Origin of the sequence: Micromonospora sp. S-DT3-3-22, from assembly GCF_015354745.1 — a bacterium.
Taxonomy (GTDB): Bacteria; Actinomycetota; Actinomycetes; order Mycobacteriales; family Micromonosporaceae; genus Micromonospora; species Micromonospora wenchangensis.
On record NZ_JACGMO010000176.1, the window covers coordinates 1 to 10,970 of the forward strand.

The 10,970-nt window shown below is 73.4% G+C and carries 9 protein-coding genes, 1 tRNA gene and 2 pseudogenes; 4 read left to right on the top strand and 8 right to left on the bottom strand.

Translation table 11 applies throughout. From position 1 onward, the window contains the following. Window positions 1–199: 199 nt before the first annotated feature. Window positions 200–721 (bottom strand): DinB family protein, encoded by a 522-nt coding sequence (locus H1A17_RS31615; protein ID WP_194823592.1) that lies wholly within the window; start codon window positions 719–721, stop codon window positions 200–202. 296 nt (window positions 722–1,017) lie between these two features. Here H1A17_RS31615 and H1A17_RS31620 point away from each other — a divergent pair. Together H1A17_RS31620 and H1A17_RS31625 are read left to right on the top strand one after the other, a co-directional pair. Continuing rightward, window positions 1,018–2,212 (top strand): annotated as a pseudogene (locus H1A17_RS31620) (IS110 family transposase). 84 nt (window positions 2,213–2,296) lie between these two features. After that, entirely contained in the window at window positions 2,297–2,494 is a 198-nt protein-coding gene (locus H1A17_RS31625) for a hypothetical protein (RefSeq protein WP_088644837.1), read from the top strand. 228 nt (window positions 2,495–2,722) lie between these two features. Here H1A17_RS31625 and H1A17_RS31630 read toward each other — a convergent pair whose 3' ends face one another. Further along, window positions 2,723–3,871 (bottom strand): polysaccharide pyruvyl transferase family protein, encoded by a 1,149-nt coding sequence (locus H1A17_RS31630; RefSeq protein ID WP_145921144.1) that lies wholly within the window; start codon window positions 3,869–3,871, stop codon window positions 2,723–2,725. 430 nt (window positions 3,872–4,301) lie between these two features. Here H1A17_RS31630 and H1A17_RS31635 point away from each other — a divergent pair, with 430 nt between their 5' ends. Further along, window positions 4,302–5,261, top strand: a complete 960-nt coding sequence (locus H1A17_RS31635) for a phosphotransferase family protein (protein WP_145921146.1) — start codon at window positions 4,302–4,304, stop codon at window positions 5,259–5,261. Window positions 5,262–5,371: 110 nt separating this feature from the next. On the opposite strand, the gene H1A17_RS31640 is transcribed toward H1A17_RS31635, so the two are convergent. The 5 genes from H1A17_RS31640 to H1A17_RS31660 form a co-directional block, all read right to left on the bottom strand. Next, window positions 5,372–6,160, bottom strand: coding sequence for an alpha/beta fold hydrolase (locus H1A17_RS31640; protein ID WP_145921147.1), 789 nt, complete (start codon window positions 6,158–6,160; stop codon window positions 5,372–5,374). Window positions 6,161–6,303: 143 nt separating this feature from the next. Beyond that, window positions 6,304–6,375 (bottom strand) — tRNA-Val (locus tag H1A17_RS31645). 136 nt (window positions 6,376–6,511) lie between these two features. After that, window positions 6,512–6,979: a peroxiredoxin gene (locus H1A17_RS31650; protein WP_145921148.1), complete on the bottom strand. Its 468-nt coding sequence runs from the start codon at window positions 6,977–6,979 to the stop codon at window positions 6,512–6,514. A gap of 90 nt (window positions 6,980–7,069) precedes the next feature. After that, the gene (locus tag H1A17_RS31655; protein WP_067315614.1) at window positions 7,070–7,507 is read right to left on the bottom strand and encodes a DUF3052 domain-containing protein; all 438 of its coding nucleotides are present in this window, start codon (window positions 7,505–7,507) and stop codon (window positions 7,070–7,072) included. Window positions 7,508–7,620: 113 nt separating this feature from the next. Next, window positions 7,621–9,726, bottom strand: a complete 2,106-nt coding sequence (locus tag H1A17_RS31660; protein WP_375372848.1) for a thiamine pyrophosphate-dependent enzyme — start codon at window positions 9,724–9,726, stop codon at window positions 7,621–7,623. Between H1A17_RS31660 and H1A17_RS31665 the strand changes: the two are divergent. Continuing rightward, a pseudogene (locus tag H1A17_RS31665) lies at window positions 9,692–10,321 on the top strand (peptidylprolyl isomerase); the annotation flags it as partial. The gene H1A17_RS31660 and the pseudogene H1A17_RS31665 overlap by 35 nt on opposite strands. Window positions 10,322–10,394: 73 nt before the next feature. Here H1A17_RS31665 and H1A17_RS31670 read toward each other — a convergent pair. After that, window positions 10,395–10,625 (bottom strand): hypothetical protein, encoded by a 231-nt coding sequence (locus H1A17_RS31670; protein WP_194823594.1) that lies wholly within the window; start codon window positions 10,623–10,625, stop codon window positions 10,395–10,397. Between the last annotated feature and the right edge of the window lie 345 nt (window positions 10,626–10,970).

A 10,970-nucleotide genomic window follows, 5' to 3' on the forward strand; every position in this document is an offset into this window, starting at 1 on the left:
CGCCGCCCGGCTACGGGGCACGCCGCTGCCGCAGGCCGCCGGGTACGCCGCCCGGGTCGCCGCGGCGGCCTGCACGCACGACGGGATGCGGTACCCGCCCGGTCTGCTCCCCCGTCCCACCTGACGGCACCGGACGTCGGCCGGGTCCCCGGCGCGCGCCCTGCGGCCCAGACCGGATTCCCGGCGCGCGCCCTGCGGCTCAGAGCGCGCCGGTGCTGCCGTCGGTCAGCTCCCGGAGGATGTCGGCGTGCCCGGCGTGCCGGGCGGTCTCCTCGATCATGTGCACCATGATCCAGCGCAGCGACACCTCCCCGAGCTGCGGCTGCGGCACGACATGGTCCAGCGGGAACCGGGCGGCCAGCTCACGGGACCGGGCACAGGCCCGCTCGTAGGTGTCGGCGAGCTGGTCGAGAGTCTCCCCCCGGGTCAGGGCGAAGCTGGCCGCCGCGTCCTCCACGGAGGTCGGGAAGACGTCACCGGGGGTCGGATCGAGCAGGAAGGGGAACCAGTTCCGCTCGACCAGGGCGAGATGGCGCAGGATGCCGGCCAGGGTGGTGGCCGACGGCACCAGCCGGCGGGTCGCCTCGGCGTCGCTCAGGCCCCGCGCCTTGCGCAGCACCGTCGCCCGGTGGAAGTCGAGGAACGCGTCGAGCACCGCCCGCTCGTCGCCGGTTCGGGCCAGTACCGGCGCGAGCGTCGGATCGATCCGGATTTCCGCCATCAACGGACGATAGCCGCGGCGGTACCGTCCCGCTGTCCCCCCTTGTCCCCGCTGCCCGTTACCTTTTTGATCGTCCCCAGCCGGGGACTCCTCGGTCGCCCGGCCCGGTATGACTTTCTGCCCCTGTCGTTCTCATGATCCGGGGGGTGTTGTCGCCGGGTCGGGTGGCGTCGGCGGACCGCTGATAGGGACACGGCCACCCGTGTTGGGGTAGGTCTCTTCGTAACGTGGCTGCCGGCAGTCCGACGCCCAGACCAGCGGCCGAGGCCACGGAACGATGCGTGGAGGCGAGTGGGGTGAACGGCGACTACGGCGTCTACCTCGGTTTGGACGTCGGTAAAGAAGGTCATCACGCGGTCGGGTTGGCGCCGGGCGGCAAGCGGCTGCACGACGCGGCGTTGCCGAACACGGAGGCTCGGCTGCGGCACCTGTTCGACAAGCTCGCCCGCCACGGTACTGGTGGTGGTCGACCAGCCCGCCTCGATAGGCGCCCTGCCGGTCGCGGTCGCCCGAGCGTGCGGTCATGAGGTGGCCTACCTGCCCGGCTTGGCGATGCGCCGCATCGCCGACCTGCATCCCGGTGCGGCGAAGACCGACGCCCGGGACGCCTACGTCATCGCCGACGCGGCCCGCACCTTGCCGCACACGCTGCGGAGCGTCGATGTCGGCGACGAAGCACTGGCGGAGCTGGAGGTGCTGGTCGGGTTCGACGACGATCTCGCTGGCGAAGCCACCCGCGTGTCCAACCGGATCCGTGGCTTGCTCACGCAGATCCACCCCGCTCTGGAACGGGTTCTCGGCCCGAAAGTCCACCACAAGGCGGTCCTGGAGTTGCTGTCGCGCTGCGGCGGACCCGCCGGCATGCGCAAAGCCGGCCGCCGGAAATTGACCTCGATCGCCACCGTCCACGCCCCTCGCATCGGCGACCGGCTCGTCGAACAGATCATGACCGCCCTCGACGAACAGACCGTCACCGTCCCCGGCACAACAGCGGCCGAGACGATCCTGCCCCGCCTGGCCGACAGCCTCCGCGACGTCCTACGCCAACGTGACCAGGTCGCAGGCGAGGTCGAGAGGATGCTCGATGCGCACCCTCTCGCCCCGGTCCTGACCTCGATGCCCGGCATCGGCGTCAGGACCGCAGCCCGGATCCTCCTCGAAGTCGGCGACGGCACCGCCTTCCCCACCCCCGGCCACCTCGCCGCCTACGCCGGACTCGCCCCCGTCACCCGACGATCCGGCACCAGCATCCGCGGCGAACACCCACCAAGGGGCGGCAACAAACACCTCAAACGAGCCTTCTTCCTCGCCGCGTTCGCCGCCCTCGCCGACCCCGTCAGCAGGGCCTACTACGACCGCAAACGCGCCGAAGGCAAACGCCACAACGCCGCCCTCATCTGCCTCGCCCGACGCCGCTGCGACGTCCTCCACGCCATGCTCCGCGACAAAATCCCCTACCAACCACGCCCCACAAGCCCCGCCACCGCTTGACCAAACCCATAGGGACACCCCCCGGCGAACCCGCTGTCCCCGGCAAACCCTGCGGTCGGGCGGCAGGCTTGGCAGGATGGGCGCATGGCTGCGACGGTACGGATTCCCCTGGCGGACGGCCCGGCTGACGGCGAGGCGGTCGACGTCGAGCTGGACAGCAACGAGCGTCCGCCGCTGACCCACCACCACCTCGGCCCGCAGGGCCTCGTCGACGCCCAGATCTACGAGTTGGAGTCCGCCGGCGACCAGTGGCGCTACCGCTGGCGCGGCCCGGCCGTCTGACCCGGCCGGCACCACCGCTCCCGGTCGCGCCGGTTCCCGGTCTTGGTCGTGCCGGTCGCCGGTGTCGTGGCGGCCCGGACCGTCAGGCCGCCGGTGGCCGTAGCGGCCTGGGACACGGATCTCGGTGTCGTGGCGGCCCGGATCTTCGGGCCGCCGGTGGAGGCGGTCCCGACCGTCAGGCCGCCGGTGTGAGGGCGGTCCGGGCCTTCGGTTCGTCGGGGTCGCCGGTCAGGCGGCCATCCGCGCCAGGGTGCGTGAGCGCAGGCCGTCCAGCACCGCGCGGGTGACCTGGGAGGTGCCCCGGGCCTGGTCGCACACCTCGGCGACCCGGCGGGCGGTGGCCTCGCGGCGGGACTCCCGCTCGTCCCAGAGCCGGTCGACCTCCGCCAGCAGCGGACCCTCCACCTCGCGTTCCACGCCGCGCAGCGCCGGCACCCCGAGCCGCTGGGCCAGGTCGAAGACCTTCCCCGCGTACGGCAGGGGCAGGAACGGGGTGCCGACCATCGCCGCGAAGATCAGGAAGTGCAGCCGCATGCCGACCGCCAGGTCGAAGTGCTTCATCAGGCCGAGCACCTGCCGGGGCGAATAGTCGCCGTGCAGGATGCGCCCCCGGTCGGCCGCGATCATGTGGGACAGCACCCCGTGCGAGTGCCGGATGTCGTCGCGCTCCATCGGCACGAACAGCACGTGCGCGTCGATCCGCTGCACCAGGAAGTCGCCGATCTGGGCGAGCAACCGGTGGTACCCGTCGACGTCGAGCCGTTCGGCCGCCCGCCCCGGCTCCCGGACACTCAGCCCGACCAGCCGTTTGCCGGCGGGTACCCCCTCCTCGCGCAGCAGCCGGGCGGGGAAGTCCTCCGGTTCCAGCAGGAATGCCGGATCGGCGGTGACGGTGATCGGATTGAGCAGCCCGGCCTCCTCCAGCACCATCCGGGACTCCTGGTCGCGGACGGTCACCTCGGTCGCCCCGGCCAGGGTCTCCCGGACCATGCCGGTGTCCACCCCGTCGTTGAGCGGGCCGACACCCACCGCGTACGTCAGCAGGGGCAGGCCGCGTTCCTGGGCGACCCGGACCACCCGCAGGTAGCGACGGGCCTCCTTGTCGTACAGGATGCCGCCGCCACCGAGGATGAGCAGGTCGAGCTGGCCGAGCACCTCGGCCGAGTCGACCCGGCTGACGCCCTCCCAGGGCACCGCCTCGACGTCGGGATGGGCCAGCGCGGTGTGCGCCGGATTACGGGAGAACACGATGATCCGCGCGTTCGGCTCCTGCTCCCGCAGGTCGGCCAGCAGGCCGGTGAGGATCGCCTCGTCCCCCAGGTTCCGACCGCCGTACGAGCCGAGCACACCGATGGTCAAGCCGGTGGGACCCCTCATCCGTCACTCCTCCCCAGGACCGTCCCCCGCGCATTCCCCCTCCCACCCCACCCATGCCCCGCCCCCGCCCGCCGCCGCTCCCGCCCCGCCCCGCCCCGGTGATCAAGAGGTTTGCGTCAACCCGCCCCACCCTTCCTGCCTCAAACCTCTTGATCACCGGGGACAGCGGTGGGGGTGGGCGGGTGATCAAGAGGTTTACGTCAGGCCGACCCGGCTCGCTGACGCAAAGCTCTTGATCGCCGGGACATCGACGGGGGCGGATGGGTGATCAAGAGATTCACGTCGGATCGGGGCGGGCTGTTGACGTAAAGCTCTTGATCACCGGGGCGGGGCGGGGCGGGAGGGGCGCCGGCCGTCGCGGGGGCGCGGGCGTGGGGTGGGTGGGGTAATCGGGTTGCTTGGGGTGAGGGGTGCTCGCCAGGGTGGGGGGATGGCGGGTGTGCGTGCGGGTGGGGGCAGGATCGGGTGGGATGAGCTGCCCGGGCATGTCCGGCAGGCGGTGGAACGGATCATCGGTGACCGGGTGGTCGAGGCGGTCTCCCAGCCCGGCGGGTACTCCCCGGGCACCGCCGACCGGGTGCGGACCGCCGGTGGTCGACGGGCGTTCGTCAAGGCGGTCAGCCCGGCACAGAACCCGGACAGTCCCCGGATGCACCGCGCCGAGGCCCGGCACACCGCAGCCCTGCCCCCGTCCGCGCCGACGCCCCGGCTGCTCGGTTGTCACGACGACGGGGACTGGGTGGCGCTCGTGCTGACCGACGTCGACGGACGGCACCCGTACACCCCCTGGCGGGACGCCGAACTCGACTTGACGCTGCGTACGCTGGAAGTCCTGGCCGGGACGCTCACGCCGAACCCGGTGCCGGGCACGCCGACCGCCGCGGAACGGTTGGCCCACGATTTCGCCGGCTGGTGGCGGATCGCCGCCGACCCGCCACCCCGGCTCGACCCGTGGGTCGCCGGGCACCTGGACGAGCTGTGCGCGGCGGCCGAGCAGGGGCTGACCGGGCTGACCGGGGACACGCTGTGCCATCTGGACGTGCGGGCCGACAACCTGCTGATCGGTCCGGACGGCACGGTCACCGTGGTGGACTGGCCGTGGGCCTGCCGGGGCCCCGCCTGGCTGGACACGGCACTGCTGCTGGTCAACGTACGGCTGCACGGCGGGCACGACACCGAGGCGCTGTTGCGTCGACTGCCGCTCACCGCCGGGGCCGACCCGGCCACCCTGACCGGTTTCTACGCCGGGCTGGCCGGCTTCTTCACCGACAGCGCGCGCCGCCCGCCGCCGCCCAACATTCCCACCGTCCGCGCTTTCCAGCAGGCCCAGGCCGACGCTCTCCTGCCCTGGCTGCGCCACCGCCTCTCCCACCCGCAGACCGCTGATTGATCAAGAGGTTCGCGTCACGGCAGCCGGTTGCCGTGACGCGAACCTCTTGATCAACGCGGGCGGGCGGAAAGTGAGGCGAGGGGCGGGCGGAAAGTGAGGAGAGGGCGGGGTTAGTGGAGTTGGTGGGTGAGGAAGGGGAGAACGAGGTGGGGTAGGAGGGGGGTGGTGGGGATGTCCTGGTGGGTGTGGCCGGGGAGGACCGCGAGGCGGGAGGTCGGGCGGGCGGTGCCGTCGCCACCCGGGTCGCGGTGGCCGCCGCCGAGCAGCCCGTAGAACTCGGCCATGTGGGCGACCGGGATCGCGTCCGCGTCGGCGAAGACCAGCAGGGTCGGTACGGCCAGCGCCGCCACCTGCGGTGTCCAGTCGTACTCGCGGCGTAGCAGGTCACCGGTCTTGGCCCAGAGCACCGGCCAGTTCTGCGGTCGGGGGGCGATCCGCGTGTAGAGCTGGTGCGGGGGCGTGCCGCGCATCCGCTCGCCGGCCCGCTCGTCCTGGCCGGACAGGGCGGCCAGCACCTCGGGATACCACCCCTGCCGCCGGAACGGGGTGGAGACCAGCACCAGCCGGCGTACCAGGTCCGGATGCTGGATGGCGGTCCGCAGCGCCACCCCGCCGCCGAGGGAGTAGCCCAGCAGCTGCGCCCCGGGCAGGTCGAGGTGCCGCAGCAGCGCGGCGACGTCGTCGGCCATCGACTCGTAGCGCAGTGGACGGTCCACGTCGGCGGTGCGGCCGTGACCCTGGAGGTCCACCGCGATGACCCGGCGACGCCGGGCGAGTTCCGGCAGGATCGGGGCGAACGTCTCCGCCGCGCCGTAGCCGCCGTGCAGCAGCACCAGCGGTGGGCCGTCGCCGTGCTCCTCGTACCAGAGCCGCAGCCCGTTGACGTGCGCGTAGCTCACGATGTCTCCTCCGACCGGCGTCGGGATGCGGGCCGCCGGGAGCCGCCACGGCGACGCCTCCGTCAGACCTGCCGGAGGCGTCCCATCGGCTCAACGATCCGGCCGCCGATGATCGGCGGCCGTTGTCGTTGCTGGTCGGAGTGTGGGCGCGGCAGGTTTCGAACCTGCGACCCCTCGCTTGTAAGGCGAGTGCTCTCCCACTGAGCTACGCGCCCGGAACGCCCGTACGAGCGGGCCGGAGGCTGGCAAGTTTACCTGCCGGCCGCCGGCCCGTCGCAACGGTGTGCCCGGTGGATCACGGTGCCCCGCCGTGCCGGTGGACCGGTGCGGCGGGGCGCGGTGGGGCGCAGGTCAGGCGGCGACCGCGTCGGCGAGGGCCTTGCGCCAGCCCTGCTGGTCGCGCGCCTCACCCGGCATGTTCATCTCGGCGAACCGGACGATGCCGGCCTTGTCGATGACGAAGGTGCCCCGGTTGGCGATGCCGGCGAGGTCGTTGAAGACGCCGTACGCCTGGGCGACCGCCCCGTGCGGCCAGAAGTCGGCCAGCAGCGGGAACTGGTAGCCCTCCTTCTCGGCCCAGATCTTGTGGGCGTAGATCGAGTCGACGCTCACGGTGAGCACCTGCACGTCGTCGTTGACGTAGTCGTTGAGGTTGTCCCGCACCTCGCACAGCTCACCCTGGCAGATGCCGGTGAAGGCGAGCGGGTAGAAGACCAGCAGCACGGTGCGGTTGCCCCGGTAGTCCGAGAGCCGTACCTCCTGGTTGTTCTGGTCCTTCAGCAGGAAGTCGGGTGCCTCGGCACCAACCTCGATCGGCATGCGAACTCCTTGGGTCGAGTCTGAGGTGGGTCCAGCCTGCCACACCCGGGAGCGACGCCCCGGGTGCGGGATTGCTCAGTTGGGTGCGGCCTACTTGCGGCCCTTGGACCCGCGGCGCAGCACGAGCCGGGCACCGCTCCAGTCCTTGCCGGCGTTGAGGGTCGAGGTCTGCTGGAGCCCGGCGGTCTGCGCCGACTCGGCGACCTCGCTCGGCTCGACGTGCCCGTCCCGGCCGGCCTTCGGGGTCAACAGCCACACGACTCCGGCGTCGGCCAGCGGACCGAGGGCGTCGACGAGAAGCTCGAAGAGGTCACCGTCACCGTCGCGGTACCAGACGAGCACCGCGTCGACCACCTCGTCGGTGTCCTCGTCGACCAGTTCTCCACAGCGGTCGGTCAGGGCGTCCCGGAGATCCTGGTCGACGTCCTCGTCGTACCCCATCTCCATGACGACCATGCCCGGTTCGATCCCGAACCGGTCCGCCAGGAGACGTACCCCGTCGGCGGCCTGACCAGCGGTCGCGCTCACTGTCGCGTGCCTCCTCATCTCGTCCCTGCCCGGCGGCGTCGCGGTGACGCCGTCAGGCAGAGTCCACACAGTTGTGGTCCGTCGCGCAAGTGGCGCACCGGGTGGAACGGAATTTACCGTGCCAGCAGCGTACGGGCACCCTGGGTAATGGCATCCTCGGAGACCAGCACCTGGCGGGCAGCCGGACCTAATGGTACAAACGAGTCAACTGCCGCCACCCGCCGCGCCGCCCCCACGTATCCGGCGTCGACCAGCGCCGCGAGTATGCCCTCCCCCACCCCGCCGGAGCGCCGCGTCTCGTCCACCACCAGCACCCGCCCGGTCACCGACGCCTCCCGGATCAGGTCCGCCACCGGCAGCGGGGCCAGCCACCGCAGGTCCACCACCCGGCAGCCGATCCCCTCGTCGGCCAGGGTCGACGCCGCCCGCAGCGACATCCGCACCCCGTTACCGAACGTGACGATGGTGACGTCCTCGGCGGAGCCGACGCCGTACACCCGGGCCCGGCCGATCGGCGCGTGGCCGGCAGCCCAGGCGGACGGCTCGGCGTAGGCGCCCAACCACTCACCGTCACCCGGCTCGTACAGGTCCCGGGTGTGGTAGAGCGCGATCGGCTCCAGGAACACCGAAACCGTGCCGTCCACCACCGCGGCGGCGAGGCAGGTCCGCAGCAGCGGGCCGGCGTCGTCCGGCCGCGCCGGCACCGCGACCACCAGACCGGGCACGTCCCGCAGTACGGCCACCGAGTTGTCGTTGTGGAAGTGCCCCCCGAACCCCTCCTGGTACGCCAGCCCCGGCACCCGCACCACCATCGGGTTGCGGAACGCCCCCTGCGAGAAGAACTGCAGGGTGGCTGCCTCGCCCCGCAACTGGTCCTCGGCGTTGTGCAGGTACGCCAGGTACTGGATCTCCGGCACCGGCAGCATCCCGGCCAGCCCGGCACCCAGCCCCAGCCCCAGCACCGACGTCTCGTCCAGCAGGGTGTCGAAGACCCGGGCCGCCCCGAACCGCTCCCGCAGCCCCTTGGTCACCCCGTACACCCCGCCCTTGGCGGCGACGTCCTCGCCGAACACGGCCAGCTGCGGGTGGCTGAGCATCCCGTCGGCGAGGGCCGCGTTGATGCTCTGCGCGAGGGTCAGCGGGCCGGCCAGCTCCGGCGGCTTGCCGCCGAACGCCTCCGCCCGGCCGGTCGCGTCCGGGCCGGCGGCCCGCTGGGCGGCCTGCGCCACGGCGGCGGCGACCCGCGACGGCCGGCGGGGCGACAGCGGGGCCACCACCTCGGCCACGGCGGCCAGCTTCGGCTCGTCGAGCACCTCCTCGGCGGTCCGCCGCACCTGCCAGCCCCGCTCGTCGTAGCGGGCCAGCAACTCCTCCCCGGTGGCCACCCCGGCCTCGACGAGCAGCCGGGCGGTGGCCAGCACCGGGTCGCGCGCCTCGTCGGCGGCGATCTCGGCGGTACTGCGGTACGCCTGCTCGGCGTCGGCACCGGCGTGGCCGAGCAACCGCACGGTACGCAGGTGCAGCACCGCCGGGCGACGGTGCCGGCGCACCCAGCCGGCGGCCTCGGCGGCCACCGCGTGCACGGCCACCGGGTCGGTGCCGTCGGCGGTGAAGTACCGCACCCCCGGCCGGGCCCGCAGGGTCCGCTCCACCCAGCCCTCCGGCGACCGGACGCTGATCCCCAGGCCGTTGTCCTCGCAGACGAAGAGCACCGGAATCCGCAGGCCGGTGTGGTCGTACCAGCCGGCGGTGTTGAAGGCGGCGGTGGCGCTGGCGTGGTTGACCGAGGCGTCGCCGAACGAGCAGACCACGATGGCGTCCCGGGGCCACGGCGAGCGCGGCGGACCGTCCGGGTCGTCGCGCCGGCCGGCGGTGTCCATCCGGCGCAGCCGCTCCACGGCCAGCCCCAGCCCGACCGCGCGGGGCAGGTGCGAGGCGATGGTGGAGGTGGTCGGCACCACGGCCAGGTCGGCGCGGCCGAAGACCTTGTGCCGGCCCCCGGCGATCGGGTCCCGGGTCGAGGCGACCATGCCACGCAGCACGTCCCGGGCCGCCTCGGCGTACGCCTCCTGCCATCCGTCCCGGTCCGGGCCGCCCGCCGGGTCGGCCACCGCCGGCTCCGGGCGCGGGTCGACGGTCCCGGGTCCGGCGTCGGCCGGTTCTCCCGCCGGGCCGACCGCCGCCCGGACCACGAAGGGGCCGTGCGCGTACACGTCCACGCCCGACGAACCGCCGGCTCGGCCGGTGCCGCTGCCGCCCGACCCGCGCCGGACGCCCGACCACGGCACGGTCCGGGTCACCCTGCGCACCAGCCAGGGACCGATCGGGTTGACCCTGGACCGCGAACAGGCACCGTGCACCGTGCAGAGCTTCCTGCACCTGGCGAAGCACCGGTTCTACGACTGGACGCCCTGCCACCGGCTGACCGCCTACCCGACGTTGCAGGTGCTCCAGTGCGGCGACCCGTCCGGCACCGGTGAGGGTGGGCCGGGCTACCGCTACCGCGACGAGCTGCCCACCGACCTGCCGCCCGCGCCGACCGACCCCACCGGGGTGCGCCGGCTCTACGCCCGGGGCACGCTCGCCATGGCCAACGCCGGGCCGGACACCAACGGCAGCCAGTTCTTCCTGGTCCAGTCGGACTCGGCGCTGCGCCCCAACTACACCGTGTTCGGCAGCATCGACGCGGCCGGGCTGAAGACCCTGGACAAGATCGCCGCCGGTGGCATCGCGCCCACCCCCGAGGACCCGGCGCCGGTGGACGGCACCCCGGCCCTGCCGGTGCAGATCCACCGCGCCATCCGGGGCCACTGAACGACGCCGGCCGGCCCGTCGGCGGGCCGGCCGGGCGTCCGGGCGGGGGCGGCTGCCCGCCCCCGCCCGACGGTCAGCCCTGCTCGCCTGCCACCCGGGTCCGGTCGGCGTCCGCGTCGGCCGCACCGACCGGCACGCCGTCGCCGTCGCGGGTGGCGTCGGACAGGTCCACGTCCGCGCCGGCGCGGACGGCGTCGGCGCGGGCGTCGTCCGCACCCACCACGGGGCGGGTGTCGACGTCGTCGACGTCGACCAGGTCACCACCGGCCGCGAGGCCGATCGGGGCGTAACGGGGGTCGGTCATGGTCTCCTCCTTCACCGGGGCCTACCCTCCGCTACCCCCATCCACCACCGTCGACACCTTTCGTGGCCGCCCGGTGACGTGGGCACCCGCCGTCGACGGGCCCGGCCGGCGGTCCCGCCCCGCCGGCCGGGCGGCATGCTAGCGGCCCGGCCGCACCCAGCGGGTGGGATTCGCCGGATCGCCGGACCGGCGGGCCGGGCGTCACTACCTTCGTCAGCGTGAGAGTTCGGGGACGTACCGCCGCCGTCATCGCCGCCCTGCTGCTGTCGCCGGTCGTCGCACCCGCCGGTGCGGCGGACGCCGCCGGGGCGGTCACCACCGGCCCGTGCGCGCCGGTGCCGGCGG